The sequence below is a fragment of the Ensifer sp. LC384 genome (genome assembly GCF_001695865.1).
GTDB lineage: Bacteria > Pseudomonadota > Alphaproteobacteria > Rhizobiales > Rhizobiaceae > Ensifer.
On record NZ_MBST01000019.1, the window covers coordinates 77,019 to 100,413 of the forward strand.

The 23,395-nt window shown below is 62.0% G+C and carries 20 protein-coding genes and 1 tRNA gene; 12 read left to right on the top strand and 9 right to left on the bottom strand.

Annotation, left to right across the window (positions count from 1 at the left end):
* Positions 1-12: 12 nt before the first annotated feature.
* On the bottom strand, positions 13-765 hold the full coding sequence (locus tag BC363_RS16245) for a CmcI family methyltransferase (protein WP_065783068.1): 753 nt from the start codon (positions 763-765) through the stop codon (positions 13-15).
* Positions 766-949: 184 nt separating this feature from the next.
* Here BC363_RS16245 and rfbC point away from each other — a divergent pair, with 184 nt between their 5' ends.
* Together rfbC and BC363_RS16255 are read left to right on the top strand one after the other, a co-directional pair.
* Complete coding sequence (rfbC, locus tag BC363_RS16250) at positions 950-1,483, top strand: dTDP-4-dehydrorhamnose 3,5-epimerase (protein WP_065783067.1); 534 nt, start codon at positions 950-952, stop codon at positions 1,481-1,483.
* 92 nt (positions 1,484-1,575) lie between these two features.
* Positions 1,576-3,288, top strand: a complete 1,713-nt coding sequence (locus BC363_RS16255; protein ID WP_065783142.1) for an adenylate/guanylate cyclase domain-containing protein — start codon at positions 1,576-1,578, stop codon at positions 3,286-3,288.
* Between the two features lie 97 nt (positions 3,289-3,385).
* Here BC363_RS16255 and BC363_RS16260 read toward each other — a convergent pair whose 3' ends face one another.
* Positions 3,386-4,129, bottom strand: coding sequence for an SDR family oxidoreductase (locus tag BC363_RS16260; protein ID WP_065783066.1), 744 nt, complete (start codon positions 4,127-4,129; stop codon positions 3,386-3,388).
* Positions 4,130-4,226: 97 nt separating this feature from the next.
* On the opposite strand from BC363_RS16260, the gene BC363_RS16265 reads away from it, so the two are divergent.
* Together BC363_RS16265 and BC363_RS35470 are read left to right on the top strand one after the other, a co-directional pair.
* On the top strand, positions 4,227-5,132 hold the full coding sequence (locus BC363_RS16265; protein ID WP_065783065.1) for an AraC family transcriptional regulator: 906 nt from the start codon (positions 4,227-4,229) through the stop codon (positions 5,130-5,132).
* 215 nt (positions 5,133-5,347) lie between these two features.
* Complete coding sequence (locus tag BC363_RS35470; RefSeq protein ID WP_065783064.1) at positions 5,348-6,139, top strand: DUF559 domain-containing protein; 792 nt, start codon at positions 5,348-5,350, stop codon at positions 6,137-6,139.
* A 191-nt stretch (positions 6,140-6,330) separates the two neighbouring features.
* On the opposite strand, the gene BC363_RS16275 is transcribed toward BC363_RS35470, so the two are convergent.
* From BC363_RS16275 to xylF, 4 genes are all read right to left on the bottom strand, one after another.
* Positions 6,331-6,407, bottom strand: a tRNA-Arg gene (locus tag BC363_RS16275).
* A 320-nt stretch (positions 6,408-6,727) separates the two neighbouring features.
* Positions 6,728-7,513: an ATP-binding cassette domain-containing protein gene (locus BC363_RS16280; RefSeq protein ID WP_053248122.1), complete on the bottom strand. Its 786-nt coding sequence runs from the start codon at positions 7,511-7,513 to the stop codon at positions 6,728-6,730.
* 15 nt (positions 7,514-7,528) lie between these two features.
* Positions 7,529-8,857 (bottom strand): sugar ABC transporter permease, encoded by a 1,329-nt coding sequence (locus BC363_RS16285; RefSeq protein WP_065783063.1) that lies wholly within the window; start codon positions 8,855-8,857, stop codon positions 7,529-7,531.
* A gap of 339 nt (positions 8,858-9,196) precedes the next feature.
* Entirely contained in the window at positions 9,197-10,234 is a 1,038-nt protein-coding gene (gene xylF, locus BC363_RS16290; RefSeq protein WP_065783062.1) for a D-xylose ABC transporter substrate-binding protein, read from the bottom strand.
* Between the two features lie 575 nt (positions 10,235-10,809).
* On the opposite strand from xylF, the gene BC363_RS16295 reads away from it, so the two are divergent.
* Positions 10,810-12,030 carry an ROK family transcriptional regulator gene (locus BC363_RS16295; protein ID WP_065783141.1) on the top strand — a complete coding sequence of 407 codons (1,221 nt, stop codon included), beginning with the start codon at positions 10,810-10,812 and terminating at the stop codon, positions 12,028-12,030.
* Positions 12,031-12,162: 132 nt separating this feature from the next.
* The gene (locus BC363_RS16300; RefSeq protein WP_065783061.1) at positions 12,163-14,529 is read left to right on the top strand and encodes an EAL domain-containing protein; all 2,367 of its coding nucleotides are present in this window, start codon (positions 12,163-12,165) and stop codon (positions 14,527-14,529) included.
* A 70-nt stretch (positions 14,530-14,599) separates the two neighbouring features.
* On the opposite strand, the gene iolG is transcribed toward BC363_RS16300, so the two are convergent.
* Positions 14,600-15,592 (bottom strand): inositol 2-dehydrogenase, encoded by a 993-nt coding sequence (iolG, locus tag BC363_RS16305; RefSeq protein WP_065783140.1) that lies wholly within the window; start codon positions 15,590-15,592, stop codon positions 14,600-14,602.
* A gap of 352 nt (positions 15,593-15,944) precedes the next feature.
* On the opposite strand from iolG, the gene BC363_RS16310 reads away from it, so the two are divergent.
* Positions 15,945-16,199, top strand: a complete 255-nt coding sequence (locus BC363_RS16310) for a hypothetical protein (RefSeq protein ID WP_065783060.1) — start codon at positions 15,945-15,947, stop codon at positions 16,197-16,199.
* Between the two features lie 13 nt (positions 16,200-16,212).
* Here BC363_RS16310 and BC363_RS16315 read toward each other — a convergent pair whose 3' ends face one another.
* Both BC363_RS16315 and BC363_RS16320 read right to left on the bottom strand, forming a co-directional pair.
* Entirely contained in the window at positions 16,213-16,647 is a 435-nt protein-coding gene (locus BC363_RS16315; protein WP_065783059.1) for a hypothetical protein, read from the bottom strand.
* Positions 16,648-16,799: 152 nt separating this feature from the next.
* Positions 16,800-17,780 (bottom strand): LysR family transcriptional regulator, encoded by a 981-nt coding sequence (locus BC363_RS16320; RefSeq protein WP_141690344.1) that lies wholly within the window; start codon positions 17,778-17,780, stop codon positions 16,800-16,802.
* A 281-nt stretch (positions 17,781-18,061) separates the two neighbouring features.
* On the opposite strand from BC363_RS16320, the gene chvE reads away from it, so the two are divergent.
* The 5 genes from chvE to BC363_RS16345 form a co-directional block, all read left to right on the top strand.
* The gene (gene chvE / locus BC363_RS16325; protein WP_065783057.1) at positions 18,062-19,129 is read left to right on the top strand and encodes a multiple monosaccharide ABC transporter substrate-binding protein; all 1,068 of its coding nucleotides are present in this window, start codon (positions 18,062-18,064) and stop codon (positions 19,127-19,129) included.
* A gap of 98 nt (positions 19,130-19,227) precedes the next feature.
* A complete protein-coding gene (gene mmsA / locus BC363_RS16330) occupies positions 19,228-20,763 on the top strand; it encodes a multiple monosaccharide ABC transporter ATP-binding protein (RefSeq protein ID WP_065783056.1) in 1,536 nt (511 codons plus the stop codon).
* On the top strand, positions 20,763-21,971 hold the full coding sequence (gene mmsB, locus BC363_RS16335; protein WP_065783055.1) for a multiple monosaccharide ABC transporter permease: 1,209 nt from the start codon (positions 20,763-20,765) through the stop codon (positions 21,969-21,971). Before mmsA ends, mmsB begins: the two co-directional genes overlap by 1 nt.
* Before the next feature lie 170 nt (positions 21,972-22,141).
* Positions 22,142-23,137: an AraD1 family protein gene (gene araD1, locus BC363_RS16340; protein ID WP_065783139.1), complete on the top strand. Its 996-nt coding sequence runs from the start codon at positions 22,142-22,144 to the stop codon at positions 23,135-23,137.
* A gap of 73 nt (positions 23,138-23,210) precedes the next feature.
* On the top strand, positions 23,211-23,395 hold a 185-nt coding region (locus BC363_RS16345), incomplete at its 3' end, for an aldehyde dehydrogenase family protein (protein ID WP_141690341.1).

Sequence of the window (23,395 nt, forward strand, 5' to 3'; positions counted from 1 at the left end):
TGTTCCCGGTTTCTATTTGCGCACGCACTTCAGATAGCCTCCAGGAGAGCTGGAAAGCACGAGTTTGCCGTTGAGGGCCGCATCCGTCTCGAAACGATCCGTTTCCTTGAGATAGGCGTTGAGCGCCGCATAAGGCTCGTCGCCGGGATGCCAGATCTTGGAGCGCTTCGTTGGCGTCTGTGACGCATCGCCAAAGCCGAGCAACGTATCGGCCACGACGACATACTGGCCCTCGGTCACGAGGGGGCCATAGGTGCGCAGTTCATCGAGAACATGATCGCGGCTGTGGTCGCTGTCGAGCACGACCATGACCGACGCCCCGTCGGGAATTTCAGCCTTCACCTTCGCCAGCGTCTCGGCCGTCGTCGACGGACCCTCGATCAGGGTAATGCGCGACGACATCGGGTGCTTTTCGATCGAGTCGCGGTTGTGGGCGCGGATGTCGATGTCGACGCCGATGACCTTGCCCTTGCCGAGCAGTTGCAGCATCGCGGCCATGAAGATGACGGAGCCACCGCGCGCCACGCCGGTTTCGATGATGATGTCCGGCTTGGTATTCCAGATTACTTCCTGCGTGGCCATGACATCGGCAGGCATCTGGATGATCGGGACACCCATCCAGGACCAAAGGTACGAATAGTCGTACTTGTCGAGTGCAACCAGCGTGTCGAGCGATTGCTGAAAGGCGTCTTGATCCCGACCCAGGGTGAGCGCCATTTCTTTCTTGTGCGCCTCGAATTCGAGACGATCGTCCGATATTGCCATGACTGCCTGGAGCCCTTCATTGGAACATGAGCTAAGATCACACCAATAGCGGCAAAAATGCGTCTCGTACCGATTCGATGCGTTTCCTGTGAACGCTTTCATGTCGCCAATTGCAAATGGGGTCAAGGCCGGTTTGTGAAGGGTTGTGACCAACGAATAGCGCCTTTCAGGCTAAGGGAGACTGATGTCGCGTTTCCATCGTATCGCCACCCCGATCACCAATCTTGTGATCATCGAGCGCCAGCGCTTTGGCGACGAGCGTGGGTTCTTCTCGCGCTTCTTTTGCCGCGAAGAGCTTGCCGATTTCGGCGCCAACGGCACGATCGCCCAGATCAATCACACGATGACCCGGATGAAGGGCACGATCCGCGGCATGCACTTTCAGCGTGCGCCACATGACGAGGCAAAGTTCGTGTCCTGTCTCGCCGGTTCCGTCTTCGATGTCGCCGTCGACCTGCGACCGGGCTCGCCCACCTATCTGCAATGGCACGGTGAGGTGCTGAGCGCGGACAACGGCCGCTCGATGATGATCCCCGGCGGATTTGCGCATGGGTTTCAGACGCTGACCGAGGGCTGCGAACTGATCTATCTGCATGACAAGCCATACACGCCGGAAGCTGAGGGCGGGCTCAATGCACTCGATCCGAAGCTTGCGATCGACTGGCCGTTGCCTGTCGCCCAGATGTCGGCGCGCGACGAGGCGTTCCCTCTTTTGTGAAGCTAACGCTAAAATAGCGATTGCTGTCTGGTCCGCTGCATTATGCTATCCTCCTGTGCTGACAATCGAGTTGGTCGGCGAAGGCGATGGAGATGCAGCGCAAGCTGGTTGCGATCATGGTGGCGGATTTCGTCGGGTCGACTGCGGCGATGGAAGCCCATGAGGAAGAGGCTGTGGAATGCGTCTCCGCGTGCCTGAGGGCGGTGGGCGACACGGTCGCGCGCCACGATGGCCGGGTTTTTAACACCGCCGGCGATGCGGTGCTTGCGGAGTTCACGAGCCCGGTCAACGCCCTTCGCGCGGCCATGGAGGCGCGCAGTTCGCTGGCGGCTATCCCCGATGCCACGCCGAACGACATGCGCTTCGGGCTGCATCTCGCCGATGTGCTTGCCGTCGGCGACGACCTCCGGGGAAATGGTGTCAATCTTGCCGCCCGGCTGCAATCGAGCGCTGCCGCCGGCGAGATCGAGGTATCCGAGGCACTGTATGAACAGGTCCGCAGGGTCTCGCCCTGCGCCTTCGAAGAGATCGGCGAGCGTCGGTTCAAGGGTGTCAGCGAACCGATGCGTGTCTACCGGGTCGGCACGAACCTCGACAGGCATCGGTTTCTCTCGGCGCCAACGCGCGAGGCGCCGCCGGCCTCAATGCGTCCGAATTCGGTGATCGTCACGCCCTTCGTTGCCTTCGCGGCCGGACAGGAGGACCAGTCGTTCCTGACCGAAGGGTTGACCGATGATCTCACATTGGAACTCGGCCGGCTGAAGGGCCTGTTCGTCAGTTCGCGGTCTGCTTCCGTGGTGCTTTCCATCCGCGACCCCGTCGAGGTGGGAAGGGCGCTTGGCGTGCGTTATGTCGTTTCGGGCTCGGTGCGCAAGCTGGGCGGCGTCGTGCGCCTCAACGTGTCGCTGTGCGAGACCGCCCACGGGCATCTCGTCTGGTCCGACCGGATCGAGCGGCCGTTCGAGGAACTGCTTGCCGTCATCGACGAGGTAACGGCCCGCATCGCCGCGACGGTGGCGGGGCGGATAGAGCAGGCGGAGCTGGTCGCCGCGCGGCTGAAGCGGCCGGAAAATATGTCGGCCTACGAGTACTACCTGCTTGGCCTCGACCACCATCGCCTGATCGGCGTCGCCGATCGGCACATCGGTGAAGCCATGCGCTGGTTCGAGCGCTCCATGGATGCGGACCCGACCTTCGGGCGGCCCGTCGCCATGCATGTGTGCGCCTGGAGTAATCTGCCGGATTTCGACCTCTCGGCCGGCGAGCGGCAGGTCGCGCACGCACTCGACCTCGATCCAACCGACCCGGACTCCCACCGCATCATGGGCGCGATCAAGTGCATGGAGGGAGACTTCGTGGCATCGCGCCATCATCACGAGCGGGCGATGGAGCTTGCGCCCAACGATGCCTATATCGCCGGCCGTTGTGCGGCCTTCTACACCTATGCGAACGAGGCGGAGCGGGCGCTCGAGCTGCTGGACCGGGCAGAGATGCTGGATCCGTTCCTGCCGGTTTGGATCGTGGAAGAGCGCGTCGCCTCGCTTTATGTGCTCGGCCGGCACGACGAGCTTTTTGCCGTGGCGCGGGCGCTGCCCTATCAGACCCGGCGCACGCTGATCTATCGGATCGCCGCGCGGATGGCGCGCGGCGATACCGATCGGGCCCGGCAACTGGTGGCGCAGATCCAGGCTCTCGATCCGAAGCTTTCGGCCGGCTACATCCGCACCCAGGAGTTCTTTAAGGATCGAGCGATCACCGAAGCGCTCGTCAACAGCGTGCATGCCGCAGGCTTGCCGCTCGTCTGACAGTTGCCGTCGGGAAACGGGGCTTTTGCCGTTTCGCATCCGTCGAAAACCTTGGCGCCGTGCCACCGCGCGCCGCGCTGGTCGGCGCCAGCGGCTTTCAGCTAGCGCGCGCCAAAGCCACGGCATCGGCTCCGGCCGGGAAATGCAGCTGTTCCGACAGATCGTTGGCAGCGTGCCAGATTGTTTCCGCAACGTCCGTCTCCCTGGTGATCAGAGCCGGGTTGGCGAAAGCGGCGAAGATCGGCTGCGCGAACGCAGCATAGGTCTCCGGGATCAGGTCTTCGATGCGCACGCCGGTGTTCTGCGAAAACCGCGTGCTCGGAGCGTAGCCGGGCTCGACCAGTTTGGCGCGCACGCCGAAGGGGCGAAGCTCGTGGGCGAGCGACCCTGTGAACCCCTCGATCGCCGTCTTGCTGGCGGTATAGGCGGCCGCCAGCGGCATGGCGGCGAGCGTCACGCTGGACGTGACGTTGACCACGACGCCCGACCGCCTGCCGCGCAACTGCGGGATCACCGCCTGCGTCATCGCCATGACGCCGAACGTGTTGGTCTCGAAGATCTTGCGCACGTGCGACATCGGCGTTGCCTCGAAGGCGCCGACCACGCCGATGCCGGCATTGTTGACGAGCGCATCGATCGGACCGCTTGCCTCCAGGGCCGCCGAAATGCTTTCGGGATCGGTCACATCCAGTTGCACGACGCGCATGCGCTCCGATCGGGGCAGTATATCCTCGCGCGGCGTGCGCATGGTCGCCACCACGTTCCAGCCCTTGGCGTGAAAAAGCCGGGCCGTTTCGAGGCCGTAGCCCGAGGAGCAGCCGGTGATCAATACGGTTTTCATGACGATTTCCTTGTTGGTTTCAATGACGCCATGCTACCGAATGAAATCCGGACGATATATAATTGAAAGTCCGCATTTGATTTGTGGTAGTCCGGAAATGATCGATCCGCTCTCTGAAATCATCACGCTGCTGCGACCACGTGCCGTGTTTACGAAAAGCATCAGCGGTGCCGGCCGCTGGGGCGTGCGCTATTCCGACTTCGGCCATCCCGGCTTCTGCACCGTTCTCGAAGGGGCCTGCCGTCTGGCAGTCGACGGTCAGGCCCCGCTGGCACTGGAAGCGGGGGACTTCGTCCTCTTGCCGACAACGCCCGGCTTCACAATGTCGGGCTTCGAGCCCGTCACCCCGACATTCATCGATCCCAAGGCAGCGCCGGTACCGGGCGACGAAGTTCGCCACGGGGATCCCGATGGCCCGGCGAGTGTGCGGCTGCTCGGTGGCTACTTCGTCTTTGAAACGCAGGATGCTGGATTGCTGGTGTCGCTGCTACCGGCGCAAGTGCATGTGCGCGGCGCCGAACGGCTTTTGATCCTGGTTCGGCTGTTGACAGAAGAGGCGACTGAGCAGCGCCCCGGCCGCGACCTGGTGCTTCAGCGTCTTGTCGAAGTATTGCTGATCGAGGCGCTGCGGCTGACCCAGCGGCCGGACGCCGCGCCGGGTTTGCTCCGCGGCCTCGCCGATCAGCGGCTGGCGGAAGCGATCAGGGCGATGCACGGCGACCCCGCGCGATCCTGGACAGTGGCCGAGCTGGCGAAAGCGGCCGGTCTTTCCCGCTCGGCATTCTTTGAACGGTTCACGCGCAACGTCGGCCTGCCGCCGATGGAATACCTGCTCGCCTGGCGCATGGCGATGGCAAAGGATCTGCTGCGCAACCACAATGCCGAGATCGCCGATGTCGCCGAGCGGGTCGGTTACAGCTCGGCCAGCACCTTCAGCACCGCCTTCAGCCGGCACGTGGGCCAGGCGCCGGGGCGGTATGCACGGGCGGTCGGAGAGGGATAGGCGGCTTGCTCGGAGCCGGGCTAGTGTCTGCCAGAAAGATCAATGTGAAAAGTAGAGCGCCGGAGAAGATGAAAGTGGGAACCGCTATGCCATTGCGGTGGACGTAGATTTGAAGGGCTCCTTGCGGCAGCGTCGGCGTTTCAGAGGCTGGAAAATAATGTGCCGCATCTTTGCATCGTGTGGCTAGCAGGGGCGCCGGATGGTAGGCTTGAACCATGCAACCAAACAAGAATCAACCTAGCACAACCAAGGCGCTAAGGAGCGTCCTCTCCGATCCCGCTGATTTCAGGCGGCTTGCGGACCAATTCATCAGCGAGACAGTCGCGAACATGGATGATTTCGATGGTTTCCGAGAGTACTTCGGTGGGTCGATGAAGGCCCTCACCGTCGTGAACTCTGATGAAATCGACTTGGTTGCGAAGTCGCCCATTGAACGAATCTTCCTACGTTCCCTGCTCCTTGCATTTCTCAAGAATGATGGCCTCGGGCTCCTGGTGCACCCGACGTTCAACGACGCGGCTTCCGAGGTCGCGGATTTCCGCGTAACGCTGGAACGCTTCCGGGAGATGAAGGCATGGTTCAAGGAGCACAAGCCCACCAACGATATAGCGACCTTCCTTGACGATGAGATGGGCCGCGGCAAGATGAGCGCAGAGGAACGTCGCTACTGCGACGAACTCATCTTCAAATACTATTATGTCCCATTGGACGGGAGCTACCACATGAGCCTCCAGCCGCGGTTCCCAAACGTCGTCGCCAGCGGCAAGACCGTCCGGCCAGACATCTACTTTTGGATGCCGACACGCCCGGACATCAACGTCGTCGTGGAATGCGACGGATTCGCGTTCCACTCGGACAAGGAGGCTTTCACAAGGGACAGGCAGCGTGACAGGGCTCTGAAGGCCCGAGGGTACGACGTGCTGCGGTTTTCGGGCTCGGAGATTTTCAACGATCCGGTGAACAGCGCGCACGAACTGGCAACCTATCTTTGGGAGCGAGCCCGCTGAAAGCGATGGTCCACTGCTCCGGCGCCTTGGGCACTCACTCCGTCTAGGCGTGATGCAGATGCTGATAGCAGCCTTCGCGAGGTGAAATTGCTGGAGTGAGCGCCGGCTGCGCGATCAAAAGGCATTGCAACCGGTCAACGGCCTCCGATTAGGACCTTTGTGCCCATCTTTGTTCCAGAGTCGTTGAAAAATGGCGCACCCGACAGGATTCGAACCTGTGACCTTTGGAATCGGAATCCAACACTCTATCCAGCTGAGCTACGGGTGCATCCGTTTGCAGCGAGGCCGCCGAAGCGGGCTGTGAGCGGTTCATAGCTTAGCTTGCGCGTCGCTTCAATGGTGAAATGACGGAGTTTGCAGGGGAATTTGCGAAGGGCTGCAAATTGATAGTCACGCCAGCCGGCGGCTGGGCCCCTGAAATATGTCTGAGGAGGCCTCGGGCGGGAGGACTTGAGGCTTGCCATGCGTGCCGCGCATGGGGGGCGGGCACGGCGATCGCTTGGAATTCGCGTCTTCCAAGGGCGAGGCCTTGCGCCAAGGCCCTGAAACGCATGGCCCGGCAATTGCCGGGCCATGCTTTGTCGTTGATTATGCGGTCTGCATGGCGCCGGGGCCGGGGATCGCCTTGGGCGGGACCTTGCCCATGATGATCATGCCGAGCACTTCATCCTTGGTCACATCCTCGGTGCGGGCCTGGCCGACGACCTGGCCGTTCTTCATCACCGAGACGCGGTCGGCGAGGTCGAAGACATCGTGGATGTCGTGGCTGATCAGGAAGATGCCGATGCCTTCGCGCTTCAGCTGCTTGATCAACTCGCCGACCTGGGCGGTTTCCTGGGGCCCGAGGGCTGCCGTCGGTTCGTCCATGATCAGGATGCGGGCGTCGAACAGGATGGCGCGGGCGATTGCCACCGATTGCCGCTGACCGCCCGAAAGCGCCTTCACCGGTTCCTTGAAACGCTGGAAGTTGGGGTTGAGGCGCCCCATCACTTCGCGGGCCTTGGCCTCCATCGCCACATCGTCGAGCGTGCCCCAGGGGGTGCGCAGCTCGCGGCCGAGATAGAGGTTGGCGGCGGCATCGACGTTATCGGCGACGGCCAGCGTCTGGTAGATCGTCTCGATGCCGTATTTCTTGGCGTCGCGCGGATTGCTGATGTCGGCGGCTTCGCCATTGATCAGAATCTCGCCGGCGTCGCGTTTGTAGGCGCCCGACAGGATCTTGATCAGCGTCGACTTGCCGGCGCCGTTATGGCCGAGAAGCGCCACCACCTCGCCGGGATAGAGGTCGACGGAGGCGTTGTCGACCGCATGGATGCCGCCGAAGGAGATGGAAATGTTCTTCATTTCCACGAGCGGAGTGCGTTGGTCTTTCATTGGTCGGACTCCTTCTTACTTGGCACGGGCGCGGTAGATGGTGTCGAGCCATACGGCCACGACGAGAACCACGCCGACGACGATGCGCTGGAACGGCGAGTCTATCCCCAGCAGCACCATGCCCGACTGCAGCGATTGCATGACGAGTGCACCGATCATCGCGCCGGCGATCGTGCCGACACCGCCGGCAAGCGACGTGCCGCCGATGACCGCGGCCGCGATCGTGTAGAGCTCGTCGAGCTCGCCCTGCGCATTGGTCGCGGCATTGAGGCGGGCCGTCGAGATCGCCGCAGCGATGGCGCAGAGTACGCCCATCAGCATGAAGATCTTGACGGTGACCCAGCGGGTCTTGATGCCGGCGAGTTCAGCGGCCTCCGGGTTGCCGCCAAGCGCAAAGACGTAGCGGCCGAAGCGCAGGCGGGTGGCGATGAAGGTCATGACGATGCCGACGGCGATGGCGACCAGCACGGGAATGGCGATGCCGTGCGAAATCAACAGGCCGCCGTCCGGCCAGGCGATGCCGTTGGCATCGGCGTATTTGCGGGCGATGTTGACCGGCCAGTAATAGCGGTTGGCGATCGAGATCGCGCCCATCACCAGGATGCAGCCAAGGATACCGAGGAAATACTCGGCCCAGACCGGCCGCAGCGGAAAGCCGAAACGCTTGCGCTGCTTGCGCGAGTTGAGGATGGCCCCGACGATGGCGATACAGGCGATGATGCCGACGATCCAGCTGGCCGTCGCTCCGATCGACCCCTCGGTGCCGCCGCCCATCAGGCGGAAGGTGGCGTTCATCGGTGCCACGGTCTGTCCGCTGGTGACGAACCATGTGGCGCCCCGCCAGACGAGCAGGCCGCCGAGTGTGACGATGAAGGCCGGCACGTTGAGGAAGGCGATGATCGAGCCCTGGAGTGCGCCGATCGCTGCGCCGACGGCAATGCCGCAGGCAAGCGTGATGATCCAGATGGCGGGATGCTCGAGCCCGAGATATTGCGGCAGGACCTTGACCTGCATGACCCCCATGATCATGCCGCAGAAGCCAAGCACGGAGCCGACCGACAGGTCGATGTTGCGGGTGACGATGATCAGCACCATGCCGGTCGCCATCACGGCGACGGAAGAAGTCTGAACCGTCAGGTTCCAAAGGTTGCGCGGCGTCAGAAACAGGCCGCCGGTCATGATCTCGAAGCCGAGCCAGATGATGGCCAGCGCGCCGACCATGCCGAGCAAGCGGGTGTCGATCTCGGTGGCGCGGAAAAAGCGCTTCACCGGGTTCTCGTCCGCGTTGCGGGCTCGGTTGGCCTGGGTGCTCTGTGTCTGGTTGCCCTGTGTGATGTCGGCCATGGACGTGCCTTCCCCCCACTTTCTGTTGATGTCACCGCGTCCGCCGGCGCGAAACCGCCGGAATGGGACGCGACAAGTCTGATGATGAAGACAGCAGTCGAGCGCTTCTCTCGTTCGTGCCAATGCGTGCCGAAGGCTTACAGCGCCGCGTGTCAAATTTGACGCACTAAGGACGCTGTAAAACTTCAAGCCTGCTGCGTGACCTTCTCCTTAAATCGGTTCCGATTTAAGGGATTATGCAGCAGGCATTGTCCGCCCCAGTCACACCTTGCGCAAGCGCCGCAACGGCGTGCGTTGCGGCGCTTTTCGAAGGTTAGAGCTCAACCCTGTCCGGGCGGCTTACTTGCACGCAGCGACGTCGCCGTTGACGCCCTGGCAAGCTTCGTCCTTGGAGATCCAGCCGGCGTCGATGACGACGTTCAGGTTGTCCTTGGTGATCGGAAGCGGTGCGAGGAAGACCGACTGCATGGCGACGCCCTTGGGGCCGCCATTGAAGGCCATCACGCCGGCGATTTCTTCCATCTTCTTGCCGCCGGCAAGTTCGGCGGCGATTTCAGCCGCGCGCTTGCCGAGTTCACGCGAGTCCTTCCAGACCGAAACGGTCTGGGTGCCGAGTGCTACGCGGTTGAGGGCTGCCTTGTCGGCGTCCTGGCCGGAAACCGGAACAGAACCGGCCAGCCCCTGGGCGTCGAGGGCTGCGACCGCGCCACCGGCGGTGCCGTCGTTGGAGGCGACGACCGCGTCGACCTTGTTGTCGTTGGCGGTCAGGAACTGCTCCATGTTCTTCTGGGCATTTTCCGGCTTCCAGCCGTCGGTGTAGGCTTCCCCGACATTCTTGATCTTGCCGGCGTCGACGGCTTCCTTCAGCACTTCCATCTGTCCGGAGAAGAGGAAGTCGGCGTTCGGGTCGGCAGACGAGCCCTTGATGAAGACATAGTTGCCTTCCGGCTTGACCTTGAACACTTCGCGAGCCTGCATGCGGCCCACTTCCTTGTTGTCGAAGGTGATGTAGAAGGCGGCCGGATTTTCGATCAGGCGGTCGTAGCCGACAACAGGAATACCTTCGGCGGCCGCCTTTTCGATGGCCGGGGCGATGGCGTCGCTGTCCTGGGCAAGCACGATCAGAGCGTTGGCGCCCTGGGCGATCAGTGCCTCGATGTCGGTCAGCTGCTTGGCAGCGGAAGACTGGGCGTCTGCGGAAATGTATTTGTCGCCGGATGCCTCAAGTGCTGCCTTGATGGCGGCTTCGTCGGTTTTCCAACGCTCTTCCTGGAAGTTGGACCAGGAAACGCCGACCACCAGGTCCTTGGCGATGGCGGCGGAATGCATCGACGCGATGATGGCAGCCCCTGCCATCAGCTTCAAAACGGATTTCATTTCATCCTCCCGAGTGGCGGCCGGCTGAGCGTGCGAACCTCCCGCACCATCCTCGACCAGCCTTGCAACGCTGTCGAAATGCCACCGTAACATCGTCCGGTTTTATTTTCTCGACAGTCGAGAAAATGAATGTCAGAGAATCCGGGGGCTGTCAACACGGCCAAATCGGCAGCGTTCGACACCGCGACACATCCTTTCCCCGTGTTTCCAATCGGGTTTCACGAGAGCGTCGACGATCCTTGTCACGGTTGGGTGGGGGATTGTTATGTGATTTCAACGGTCACAGTCACCAAACCTGTGTCGGGCGCCGGATGCTTTGCCTGCTGCCTCAACGGATCTTGACCGGCTGCCGTGCCGTTCACCCCTGGTCACTACCTTCCCGGCCGACGCCGAGCAGGGGCATCGCCGTTCCTCGGCGCCCGAAATAGCTTGTGGATTATTTCTCGACAGTCGAGAAAATCAGTGGCAGAGATTGGCAAGGCTGTCGACAAGGCCGTCCGCGCCTTGCCTCGCCGTTCAACAGATGCTTTGGGAGGGCATGTGTTCGAAGGATCCGCCACCGGCAAGGACGTATGATGCTGACCAAGTCCAGCACTGAGCTCGTGCGTCAGCAGAACAGCACTCTGGTTCTTGCCGCGCTGAGGCGCGCCCGAAATCTCTCCCATACCGAAATTTCTGCCGCCACCGGGCTGGCGTCGGCGACGGTTTCGGCGATCACCGCCGAGCTCGAGCGGGCAGGCGTGATCGCCAAGGCGGAGCAGCATGTGCAGGGCGGGCGGGGTCGCCCGCGCGTGCTGTTCACGCCGCGCCGCGACTGCGGCTATGTCATCGTCGCGCGCATCTCGTCGGATGTCGTGCAATATTCGCTGACAGACTATGGCGGCACGCTGCTCGACCGCTTCGAGGAGAGCCGCAATCACGACCAGCGCGGCACTGCCGCCTTCGCGCAAACATTTGTCGATGCGCTGGAGCGCTTGCTGCAACGCTCGCGCCTGACGCGCGATCGGGTGCTTGCCGTCTCCATCAGCAGCAAAGGGCTGGTCGACGCGGATACCGGCGCGGCACGGCTGCTCTGGTCTCCCGTCTTCGGCAGCGAGCAACTCGACTTTGCCGCGCTGCTTGCGCCGGGCTGGCGGGCGAAGGTGATGCTCAACAACGAGACGCTGCTGGTGGCGCAGGCGCTGGCGGCCGAAGCGGAGCGCGCGCCGGAGGGCGGCTTCCGGTCGCTCGCCGCCATCTCGCTCGGCCACAGCATTGGCCTCGGGGTTGCCCGCAAGGGCAGGTTCGGCGAGATCGACGTGACGGCGCCGAATTTCGGGCACATGCTGCATGCGCCGTCGGCGGGACTGTGCCGATGCGGCGCCTATGGCTGCATAGAGGCGGCGGCCGGGTTCTACGGCATCCTGCGGGCAGCCTTCGAAGTGCCGCCCGACACGATCCCGGCCAAGTTCGTGCCGATCGCCGAGATGGACAAGATTGCAGCGAATGCGCGCCAGGGCCATCGAATGGCCGGCTACGCCTTTCGCCAGGCCGGCCTCGCGCTCGGCAACGGCATCTCGCGCATGCTCAGTCTTTACGAGCGCATGCCGATCTATGTCACCGGTCCCGGCACACGCTATTTCGATCTGCTGCGCGGCGGGTTGGAGGAGGGCGTGTCCCAGTCGCTCCAGCTCCGGCTTCAGGGAGCGCCGGAAATATCGGTCGTGCTCGACGAGCAGCGGCTCGTTTTCGACGGACATCTGGAGCGTGCCTTGGGCGTGATCGACGGCGATATCGCGGCCGCCGGGCAGGCCTGAAAGGGCCATTGCCTCGATTGTGCGAGCTTTCAACCATTTTTGGGGTTGTGCCGAAGGCGAGCAATCATAGTAATACAATTTACAGTTATTTAGCGACTCCTTGTCAAGGTATCGTTGACGCGGGAGACGGTCATGTTTTCAGTGATTGCATGCATACGCGATGACCACGATTGGCGCCTGGTTCTGGTGGCCGCCGTGGTTTGCCTGGCCGGTTGCGTCGCGACCATGCTGTTGCTGTTGCGTGCGCAGCGAAGCGAAGGCAACCAGCGCGGCCTCTGGACCGCGGCCAGTGGTTTTGCCTGCGGTATCGGCGTCTGGTCGACCCATTTCATTGCCATGCTTGCCTATGATGGCGGGATGACGGTTTCCTACGGCGCCTGGGGAACGACGCTGTCGATCGTACTCGCGATCTCGGCGGCGTGGGTTGCTTTCACGGTCGGGCTTGGTGCGCGCTCGCATTACGCACTGGCATCAAGCGGTGTCATACTGGGCATCGGCATTGCCGCTATGCATTTTACCGGCATGCAGGCGCTCGAGATGCCGGGACACGTTGTCCACGACGCAAGGTTCACGGTTTTCGCCATCGTCGTCGGCACCTTGCTGTCGATCGCTGCGCTTCATGCGTTTCATGTGCTGGGCAATACCCGCCGGCTCGTCGTCTCGACCCTGCTGCTCGTCGTTGCCATCTGCGTCCTGCACTTCACGGCAATGAGCGGTGTCACGCTGGTGCCGGCGCCGGATATTCCGACGGCCGATGTCATCCATCCCGCCTGGCTTGCCGGCGGGGTCATTGCTGCCTCGACCATGTTGATCATCCTGGCTTTCGGCGCCTTGTTCGTCGACCGCCATCTGACCGATCTGCGTGGACTTGCCAATGCGTCACTGGAAGGCATGGCCATCGTGCACGAGGGCTGCATCATCGACGCCAACGAGCGTTTTGCGCGTCTGGCGGGGTGGAAGGTCTCCGAACTCGTCGGCAGAGATCCGGCGGAGATTTTTGCCTTCGGCACGGAGGGATTGGCGCGCCAGCGTCGAGGCGACGGCCCGGCGGAGATCGATCTGGTCAATACGGTCGGCCAGTCCGTACCCGTCGAGTTCATGTGCCGGACCATCGAATACCGCGGGCGCGAATGCGAAGTGATCTTCGTGCGCGACCTCAGCGCGCGCAAGGAGGCCGAACGCACCATCGAGCATCTGGCGCATCACGATGCGCTGACCGATCTTCCCAATCGCGGTTTTTTCGACCGTCGCCTCGCCCAGGCCATGGCGGCTGCGGCGGCGAAGAATGAGCAGCTTGCGATCCTTTGTCTTGATCTCGATCGCTTCAAGGCGGTCAACGATATCTTTGGTCATGGCGAGGGCGATCGCATTCTCATGAAGGTTGCCGACATCCTGCGCAAGGCGACCGGCGAGGGGGATACCGTCGCCCGGCTGGGCGGTGACGAATTTGCCATTCTTCAGGTGGGAGGCTTACAGCCGGAGGCGGCGCGTCACTTATCGGATCGCATCCTGACGTATTTTGCCGCGGAGATGGATACGAACCGCGATCCGACGGCGGTCGGCGTCAGCATCGGTGCTGCAATCTACCCGACCGATGGCGACACCGCCGACCGGCTGCGCAACAATGCCGACACGGCCCTCTACCGCGCCAAGCAATCGGGCAAGGGGATTGCCTGCTTCTTCGATACGGAGATGGACGAGGCGGTGCGCACGCGCCGACAGATCGAAAACGACCTGCGTCACGCCGTGCTGCGCCGGCAGCTCTTCCTTGAGTATCAACCGCTCGTCGATCTACGCGGCGACCGGATCCTGGGCTACGAGGCGCTCTTGCGCTGGATGCATCCGGAACGTGGCCTGATCAGTCCCGATGTCTTCATCCCGATCGCCGAGCAAAGCGGTTCGATCATCCAGATCGGCGAGTGGGTGCTGGAGCAGGCCTGCAGGGAGGCGGCGAAATGGAACGAGCCTTTGCCGGTTTCGGTCAATATCTCGCCGGTGCAGTTCCTGCTTCCCAATCTGTTCGACCAGATCTTCAACACCCTGCGACGCACGGGTCTCGAACCGCGCAGGCTGGAGCTGGAGATCACCGAGGCGGCGCTCCTGCACAATCGCGAAGACGTTCTCGCCACCCTCGGACGGCTGCGAATTCATGGGGTCCGCATCGTCATGGATGATTTCGGCACCGGGCATTCCTCGCTCAGCAACCTGCAGACCTTCCCGTTCGACAAGCTGAAGATCGATTGCAGCTTCACCGCCGTGCTCGACAAGGACCCTTCAGCGCACGCAATCGTGCGGGCGATCATCGCGCTCGGCAACAGCCTCAACCTGCCTGTCGTGACTGAGGGCGTGGAAACGGAGCGGCAGAAGCAGATCCTGGTCGACGAGGGCTGCCTGCAGGTCCAGGGGTTCCTCACCGGCAGGCCGGGCGTCGCGCCGAGCACGGGGCAGGAAGAGCAGGCGAGCGAATGGGCGAATGCGCCGCTGCGCGCCGACGGCTGAAGCGATAGTTCCGAAAGAGACGGCCGAGCGCGGTGCGCCCGGCCGTCTCTTTCGGACTCCGCCTTGCGTGTCAGCCGACGCTGACCTGACGCTTTTCCACAACCGACTTGACGGCCGCGTCGGCAAGCGCCAGCGCTGCCAGACCATCCTTGCCCGAGGGGGTGATTTCCGCGCCCTTTTCGATCGCGGCGATGAAGCTTTCGATCTCGTTGGCATAGGCTTCGGTATAGCGGGTCATGAAGAAATCGTGCAGCGGCGGGCGGGTATAGCCTTCGCCATTGGCGATCTCGATCGACACCGGGCGCTGGTTTTCGGCCGAGACGACACCCTTGGAGCCGTGCACCTCGATGCGCTGGTCGTAGCCATAGGTGGCGCGGCGCGAATTGGAGATGATCGCCTGCTTGCCGGACGCGGTCTGGAGGATGACGGAAACGCTGTCGTAGTCGCCGGCTTCACCGATTGCCTTGTCGACCAGAACGGCGGCGGTCGCGGTGACCGATACCGGCTCTTCGCCGAGCAGGAAGCGCGCCATGTCGAAGTCATGGATCGTCATGTCACGGAAGATGCCGCCCGAACGCTTGATGTAATCGACCGGCGGCGCGCCAGGATCGCGCGAGGTGATCGTCACCATTTCGACGTCGCCGATCTTGCCGGCGTCGATGGCCTTGCGAACGGCCATGAAATGCGGATCGAAGCGGCGGTTGAAGCCGACCATCAGCTTGCCCTTGGTCTCGGCCACCACCTTCATGCAGGCCCTGACGCGATCGACATCGAGATCGATAGGTTTCTCGCAGAAGATCGCCTTGCCGGCGCGGGCGAAACGCTCAATCAGGTCGGCATGGGTGTCGGTCGGCGTGCAGACGACGACAGCGTCGATATCGGCCGAATTTTCGATCGCCTCGATGCTGCGGACCTCGCAGCCATAGGCCTTGGCGATGGCATCGGCGGCGGCCGGAAAGGCATCGGCCACGGCGACGAGCACGGCATCGGGATTGCCGCTGACGGCCTTTGCATGAACCTTGCCGATACGTCCGGCGCCCAGAAGACCAAATCTCACTGTCATCTCTGTCTCTCTCGAAATCCGGCCCTCGACCGGGAAGGTGCGCGATGATCGGCGCTCATCGCGCAAAGGCGCCGCGGAAGGGCAATTCCGCGAATCGGTTGGAAGATGGTTGTCGGCCATGTGTCGCGGATGCCGCGCGCTTTCCTCTCCCTCGCTCGACCTTCTCGACCGCGCGGCGCCGAGCGCCGTTTGTTCGGAATGAAATGGCCGATGAAATCATTTTCGGAATTTTTATTCTATTTTTGCAGCGCTCGTCAAGTGTGCGGCGCGGTCGCGGGCTTGCGGCGGCAGGTCGATTTCCCCTACAAGAAATCCTTTGCCGATCACGAGTGCAAGACAGCCAGAGGACAAGATGATCAAACTCATCGACCCGGACCACGCCTTTTACCGTCCCTTGTGGCGCCGGATCTTGATCTTCCTGGTCTGCGCCGGCTGGGCGGCACTCGAATTCTATCACGACCAGCCGTTCTTCAGCATCATCGCCCTGGCGATCGCCGCCTATGTCGGCTCCTCTCTGCTGCTTTTCTACAAGCCGACCGACAAGGCCACGGGCGGCGAGAGTGTGGCGTCAAAAGACGAAGCGCCCAAACCTGACAACGACGCGTGAGCTAGGTCCTGACCTAGGCTGCCTGCAACTGGCGCGACGCTTCGTCGATGAGCATGTTGGCGAGTTTCATCCGTACCGTCGCATTGGTGCGGTAGTCCTGCGGCAGGCGGTCCGGATGATTGGTGGCGGCGAAGCTTCGTCGCTTGGCAGCGAGCGTCGCGAGCGTCTCCCTTTCGCCAAGGGCGAGTTCTTCTGCGACTTCGGCAAGGCTGATGCGATTGAGAAACTCCGGCATCGGCTCTACCGGCGGAGGCTCGACGAAAGACGCATCGAAATAGGCGCGCTCGACGGCGCTGCGTGCAGCCGACGCGCGATCGGCGCCGCCGGCGACGAACGCGAACGAAGGCGCGCATGACGCAGCGGAAATCTCCGTCTCGGCGGTCTCTTCTTCAGCTTCTTCCGTCTTCAGCCGCTCGAGCACGGACTGAAACACCGACATTCCAAACATGGAGCCTCCGCTATCCCGGCGCAAAATGCCGGATGGAGATTATCCCAGGCTGATCAACCAACGTTGATCATGCCGGGCTGATCAGATCGCCTGATCATGCCGGGCTGATCAGTTCGCCTGATCATGCCGGGCTGATCAGGGGGCCTGATTGATCATGCTCGCCCCTGCTTGAGAATGAGGTCGTAGAGCAGCTTGGCGCTCGGCGGCAGCGCGCGCCCCTCGGCGGTGATTAATCCGTAGGGTTTTATGCGGATCGGGACCTCGGTCTTCAGGATACGGATTTCGCCGGCCGGCGTGCCGTTGTCGGCGATCAGGTTGGCGACATCAAGCGCCACCGGCGCAATCGCGTTGGTGTTGCGCACGATCGACAGCGTCAGGATGATCGACGAGGTGTTGATCACAGTCGCCGGCAGGCGCACGCCGGCGGACATGAAGCTGTCTTCGACCGCGCGCCGAAGCAGCGTTCCCGGCGGCTGGAACACCCAGTCGTAGGCGGGGAGATCTTCGGCGCCGGCGATGGGCTTATCGAGCAGGGGATGGCCGTCGCGCACGATCAGGCAGACCTCCTCGTAGCCGATCTCGACCATGTTGAAGAGCCGCGGGCTGAGATCGTCCGGAATGCGGCCGACGACGAAGTCATGGCGGGCGGCGAGCAGCTCGCGCGTCAGCACATTGCTGTTTTCGATCTGGATGTTGATCTCGATGCCGGGATAGGCGGTAATGACCTGGCGGATCGCCGGAACGGCGAGATTGAGGGCCGGCCCGGTCACAGAGCCGATCGACACCGAGCCGCCGCTGCCGGTCTTCAATTCGCTGATCTCGCGCGATGCTTCCCGCAGTTCCAGAAAGATCGTGCGCGCGCGCCGCGCCAGCGCCTGGCCGTAGCGCGTCAGCTCCACGCCGCGCGCGACTCGCTCGCAGATCGGCGCCTTCAGGATCGTCTCGATCTCGGCCAGCATGCGCGATGCGGCGGGCTGGGAGATCCCGAGCGTCTCGGCAGCAGCGCTGATGCGACGATGATCATCGATCGCAAGGATCAGCCTGAGGTGATTGATCTTCAGTCCTGAGCGAAAGAGCCCGGTGTCGAACTGTTCGCCGGCAATCCCTGTCGTGCCGGGCTTTCCATCCTTCATCATTGTGCCTAATCCAGTTTTCAGAATGTTTCAAAAATCACACTGTTGCCTGCTATTATATCAATAATGGTATGGTGGCAAAGCGATATTGTATTTGACAGTTATGGCTTTTGATTCCAGTTTTTCCCCATGTGCCAGTGCATGTGGGAGCATGCGGGCGGGGAGGACTTTCCTTCACCTGGATCCACCGCCGGAGACGCGATCTCCGGGTTGGTGGATCGCTGCGCATAGCACGGGGAGGCTGCGGGCCTGCCGGCTTCAACACTTTTGGGAGAGACCTGATGAAATTGATTACTTCGCTTCTCGCAGCGGCCGCGATCTCTGTCGCGTCGTTTGCTGCGCCGGCCTTCGCACAGGACAAAGGCACGGTCGGCATTTCCATGCCGACGAAGACCTCGACCCGTTGGATCTCCGATGGCGAGACCATGGAGAAGCTATTCAAGGAAGCCGGTTACACGCCGGACCTGCAGTTTGCCGACGATGATATTCCAAACCAGCTCGCCCAGATCGAAAACATGGTGACCAAGGGTGCCAAGGTTCTCGTCATCGGCGCCATCGACGGCACGACGCTGTCCGACATCCTGCAGAAAGCCCACGACGCCGGCGTCAAGGTCATCGCCTACGACCGCCTGATCCGCGATAGCGGCAATGTCGACTACTACGCCACCTTCGACAACTTCCAGGTCGGCGTGCAGCAGGCAACCTCGCTGGTGCAGGGCCTGAAGCTCGACGGCGCGACCGAGCCAAAGAACGTCGAACTCTTCGGTGGTTCGCCGGATGATAACAACGCCTTCTTCTTCTACGATGGCGCAATGTCGGTCCTGCAGCCGCTGATCGACAGCAACAAGATCGTCGTCAAGTCCGGCCAGAAGGGCATGGACCAGGTCGGCACGCTGCGCTGGGACGGTGCCGTCGCGCAGGCCCGCATGGAAAACCTGCTGTCCTCCAACTACACCGACGCCAAGGTCGATGGCGTTCTGTCGCCCTATGATGGCCTGTCCATCGGTATCATCTCGGCGCTGAAGGGTGTCGGCTACGGCTCCGGCGACATGGCGATGCCTGCCGTCACCGGCCAGGACGCCGAACTGCCTTCGGTCAAGTCGATCCTTGCCGGCGAACAGTATTCGTCGATCTTCAAGGACACGCGCGAGCTCGCCAAGGTCACGGTCGGCATGGTCAACGCGATCATGGAAGGCAAGGAGCCTGAAGTGAACGACACCAAGACCTACGACAACGGCGTCAAGGTCGTTCCGTCCTACCTCCTGAAGCCGGTCGCCGTCGACAAGTCCAACGTCAAGGACGTGCTGGTCTCCTCCGGTTACTACACTGAAGACCAGATCAACAACTGATCGGATGACGCATCGGGGGTCCGCGATCCTTCGCGGACCCTTTTATCCCGGTGAGGGAGCCTGTACTCTCCCGCCGACTGCCGCTGGAATGACTGAACATGGACAATATCATTCTCGAAATGCGTGGCATCACCAAGACGTTTCCGGGCGTCAAGGCGCTGGACAATGTCAGCTTCAAGGTTCGCGAAGGTGAGATCCACGCGCTGGTTGGTGAAAACGGCGCCGGAAAATCGACGCTGATGAAGGTACTGAGCGGTGTCTATCCCGCAGGTACCTATGAGGGTGAGATCCATTATGACGGCGAGGCCCGCCGCTTTTCGACGATTTCCGACAGCGAAGATCTCGGCATCATCATCATCCATCAGGAACTGGCGCTGGTTCCGCTGCTGTCAATCGCCGAAAACATCTTCCTCGGCAACGAGATCGCCACCAATGGCGTGATCCATTGGCCGCAGACGTTTGCCCGCACGCAGGAGCTTTTGAAGAAGGTGGGCCTGAGCGAGCCTCCGGCGACGCTGATCACCGACATCGGCGTCGGCAAGCAGCAGCTGGTCGAGATCGCCAAGGCGCTGTCGAAGAAGGTGCGGCTCTTGATCCTGGACGAGCCGACCGCCTCGCTCAACGAAAACGATTCCGACGCGCTGTTGAAGCTCTTGATGGAGTTTCGCACGCAGGGCATGACCTCGATCATCATCTCGCACAAGCTGAACGAGATCCGCAAAGTCGCCGACCAGATCACCATCCTGCGCGATGGCGGCACCGTTGAAACGCTCGACTGTCAGACCGAAGATGTCGGCGAAGACCGGATCATCAAGGGCATGGTCGGCCGCGCCATGGAAGACCGCTATCCGCCGCGTGAGCCCAAAATCGGCGAGACGCTGCTGGAAGTGAAGAACTGGAACGTCTTCCACCAGCACCACCGCGACCGGCAGTTCCTGCACGACGTCAATTTCACCGTGCGCGCCGGCGAAGTGGTCGGCATTGCCGGCCTGATGGGGGCGGGGCGAACCGAAACGGCGATGAGCATCTTCGGCAAGTCCTGGGGACACAAGATTACCGGCGACGTGCTGATGCGCGGGAAGCCGGTCGATGTCAGCACCATCCCGCGCGCCATCGACGCAGGTCTTGCCTATGTCACCGAGGACCGCAAGCAGTTGGGTCTCGTGCTGATCAACAACATCAAGGAGAACACGACGCTCTCCAACCTGAAGGCGGTGGCGTCAAACGGCGTCATCGACGATCGCAAGGAGGTCAAGGTCGCCTCCGACTATCGTTCGAAGCTGCGCATCCGCTCGCACTCGATCTATCAGGAAACGGTCAATCTTTCCGGCGGCAACCAGCAGAAGGTCGTGCTGTCGAAGTGGCTGTTCACCAATCCGGAAGTCCTCATCCTCGACGAGCCGACACGCGGTATCGATATCGGCGCGAAGTATGAGATCTACACCATCATCAACCAGCTTGCAGCCGAGGGCAAAGGCATCCTGATGATTTCATCGGAGATGCCGGAACTGCTTGGAACCTGCGATCGCATCTACGTCATGAACGAGGGCCGCATCGTCGCCGAGCTTTCGAAGGCGGAAGCGAGCCAGGAATCCATCATGCGTGCCATCATGCGCTCAGGGGAGAAACACTAATGGTCGCCGATACGAGCACCCAACCGAACAAACCCTCGATCGGGGACTATCTCAAGAACAACATCCGCGAATACGGCCTGCTGGTCGCGCTCGTGGTCATCATGCTGTTCTTCCAGTTCGTCACCAATGGCGTGCTGTTCCGCCCGGTCAACATCACCAACCTGGTGCTGCAGAACTCGTTCATCGTCATCATGGCGCTGGGCATGCTTTTGATCATCGTCGCCGGGCATATCGACCTTTCTGTCGGCTCGATCGTCGCCTTCATCGGGGCGATATCGGCGATCATGCTGGTCAAATGGAGCCTGCCGGCCATCGTCGTCATTCCCGCCTGTCTGATCGTCGGCGGCATCATGGGGGCGGCGCAGGGTTACTGGGTCGCCTATCAGAAGATCCCGTCGTTCATCGTGACGCTGGCCGGCATGCTTGTGTTTCGCGGGTTGACGTATGTCGTGCTTGGCGGTCGGCCGATCGGTCCGTTCCCGAAGGAATTCCAGCTGCTTTCGACCGGTTTCGTTCCCGACTTCCTGTCGCTTTCCGATCCGGCGACGAGCCTGATCAAGAACTATGTTGCGCTGTTCGCCGTGTTGGCTCTGGTCGCCTATGCGATCTATGCCGGTTTCCGCAATCGCCGGATCAACGAGCAGCATGGTACGGAAAACGAGCCCTTCATCTTCTTTGCGATCCAGATGGCTGTCATCGCCGTCGTTGCGCTGTTCATCGGCTTCCAGCTTTCGACCTATCGCGGTCTGCCGAACGTGCTGATCGCCATGGCGGTGCTGATTGCGCTCTACACCTTCATCACCACGCGCTCGACGATCGGCCGCCGCATCTATGCGATGGGTGGCAACGTCAAGGCGGCGAAACTGTCGGGCATCAACACCGAGCGGCTGACGTTCTACACCTTCATCAACATGGGCGTACTCGCAGCGCTTGCCGGCATGATCATCACCGCGCGGCTTAATTCGGCGACGCCGAAGGCCGGTGTCGGCTTCGAGCTTGATGTCATTGCGGCCTGTTTCATCGGCGGTGCATCTGCATCCGGTGGCGTCGGCAAGATTACCGGCGCGGTGATCGGCGCCTTCATCATGGGCGTGATGAACAACGGCATGTCGATCATGGGCATCGGCATCGACTACCAGCAGCTGATCAAGGGTCTGGTGCTGCTCGCTGCCGTGTTCTTCGACGTCTACAACAAGAACAAGGGCTGACGAGACCGAACAGCCCGGATCGAACCAGTAACATTGAGCAGGCGGCTTCGGCTGTCGGGGTTGACAGCCGAAGCTGTTGGGATTGGGCGGCGACAGCCACCCGAGGGGCGGCGTTTTGCCTGACATCAGGCATGAGCGGGGTGCCCAAAGATGCAAGGAAGGACAGGATCGTGCTGATTTCTCAGATCAGGAACGAAGACGGATCGACAACGGTCGCGGTGCGCGCGCCGGGTGAAGCGGCCCGTGCGGTCAACGGCGCGATGAGCGTCTATGCGCTGGCGATGGAAGCGGCCAATGCCGGGCGCAGCCTCAGGGACACGATCGAGGCCAAGGGTCTTGGTGCGGTGGTCGATCTCGAAAAGGCCTATGCCGAAGGCCGTCTCCTGCCGCCGATCACCCATCCCGATCCGGCGCACCTGCATCTGACCGGAACCGGGCTGACGCATCTGGGCTCTGCCGCAACCCGCGACGCCATGCACAAGAAGACCACCGAGGCGGCAGAGGAGACGCTGACCGACTCGATGAGGATGTTCCGCATGGGGCTCGAAGGCGGCAAACCGCAGCCAGGTGAAACCGGCGTGCAGCCGGAATGGTTCTACAAGGGCAACGGCACCTCGGCTGTGGCGCCCGGTTCGGCGCTCGTCTCTCCGGCCTTTGCCGAGGACGGCGGCGAGGAGCCGGAGATGGCCGGCATCTATGTCATTTCCGACAAGGGTGTGCCGTTCCGCATCGGCTTTGCCGTTGCCAACGAGTTTTCCGACCACAAGACCGAGCGGGTCAACTATCTCTGGCTAGCTCACTCGAAGCTGCGCCAGGCGAGCTTTGGACCGGAAATCCGTGTTGGTGCAGCGCCTGAGGACATCAGAGGCACCTCGCGCATTCTGCGTGGCGGCAAGGTCCTTTGGGAAAAGCCGTTCCTGTCGGGCGAAGCCAACATGTCGCACAGCTTTGCCAACCTCGAACACCACCACTTCAAATACGGCCTGTTTCGCCAGCCGGGCGACGTCCACGTGCACATGTTCGGCACGGCAACGCTGTCCTTCGGCGACGGCATTCGCACGGAAGTGGGAGATGTCTTCGAGATCGAGGCAGCCGAGTTCGGCCTTCCCTTGCGCAACCCGCTCGCAATCGCCGCCGACGAACCGGTCGCCATACATCAACTCTGATATATCTGGTACGCCAGCGGCAGGCCGCGCACAATGGCTCCCAGCGAAAAGAAGATGAAGGAGGCCGAGGCCCATGACATTGCACCAGAACCTGATTGCCGGCGAGTGGGTTGGCGGTGATGGCGTTGCCAATATCAATCCGTCCGACACCAACGACGTGATCGGGGACTATGCCCGCGCCTCGGCCGAGGATGCCAAGGCGGCGATTGCCGCCGCCAAGGCAGCGTTTCCGGCCTGGTCGCGCTCCGGCATTCTCGA

What these genes read in the sequence shown, in the direction of transcription:
- rfbC (WP_065783067.1), top strand. Translation starts at nt 950, where the DNA reads ATGTCGCGTTTCCATCGTATCGCCACCCCGATCACCAATCTTGTGATC.
- BC363_RS16320 (WP_141690344.1), bottom strand. Translation starts at nt 17,780, where the DNA reads ATGAAGGATGGAAAGCCCGGCACGACAGGGATTGCCGGCGAACAGTTC.
- BC363_RS35470 (WP_065783064.1), top strand. Translation starts at nt 5,348, where the DNA reads ATGCAACCAAACAAGAATCAACCTAGCACAACCAAGGCGCTAAGGAGC.
- BC363_RS16280 (WP_053248122.1), bottom strand. Translation starts at nt 7,513, where the DNA reads ATGAAAGACCAACGCACTCCGCTCGTGGAAATGAAGAACATTTCCATC.
- BC363_RS16255 (WP_065783142.1), top strand. Translation starts at nt 1,576, where the DNA reads ATGCAGCGCAAGCTGGTTGCGATCATGGTGGCGGATTTCGTCGGGTCG.
- BC363_RS16315 (WP_065783059.1), bottom strand. Translation starts at nt 16,647, where the DNA reads ATGTTTGGAATGTCGGTGTTTCAGTCCGTGCTCGAGCGGCTGAAGACG.
- BC363_RS16285 (WP_065783063.1), bottom strand. Translation starts at nt 8,857, where the DNA reads ATGGCCGACATCACACAGGGCAACCAGACACAGAGCACCCAGGCCAAC.
- BC363_RS16260 (WP_065783066.1), bottom strand. Translation starts at nt 4,129, where the DNA reads ATGAAAACCGTATTGATCACCGGCTGCTCCTCGGGCTACGGCCTCGAA.
- BC363_RS16310 (WP_065783060.1), top strand. Translation starts at nt 15,945, where the DNA reads ATGATCAAACTCATCGACCCGGACCACGCCTTTTACCGTCCCTTGTGG.
- BC363_RS16300 (WP_065783061.1), top strand. Translation starts at nt 12,163, where the DNA reads ATGTTTTCAGTGATTGCATGCATACGCGATGACCACGATTGGCGCCTG.
- BC363_RS16245 (WP_065783068.1), bottom strand. Translation starts at nt 765, where the DNA reads ATGGCAATATCGGACGATCGTCTCGAATTCGAGGCGCACAAGAAAGAA.
- iolG (WP_065783140.1), bottom strand. Translation starts at nt 15,592, where the DNA reads ATGACAGTGAGATTTGGTCTTCTGGGCGCCGGACGTATCGGCAAGGTT.
- chvE (WP_065783057.1), top strand. Translation starts at nt 18,062, where the DNA reads ATGAAATTGATTACTTCGCTTCTCGCAGCGGCCGCGATCTCTGTCGCG.
- mmsA (WP_065783056.1), top strand. Translation starts at nt 19,228, where the DNA reads ATGGACAATATCATTCTCGAAATGCGTGGCATCACCAAGACGTTTCCG.
- xylF (WP_065783062.1), bottom strand. Translation starts at nt 10,234, where the DNA reads ATGAAATCCGTTTTGAAGCTGATGGCAGGGGCTGCCATCATCGCGTCG.
- mmsB (WP_065783055.1), top strand. Translation starts at nt 20,763, where the DNA reads ATGGTCGCCGATACGAGCACCCAACCGAACAAACCCTCGATCGGGGAC.
- BC363_RS16295 (WP_065783141.1), top strand. Translation starts at nt 10,810, where the DNA reads ATGCTGACCAAGTCCAGCACTGAGCTCGTGCGTCAGCAGAACAGCACT.
- BC363_RS16265 (WP_065783065.1), top strand. Translation starts at nt 4,227, where the DNA reads ATGATCGATCCGCTCTCTGAAATCATCACGCTGCTGCGACCACGTGCC.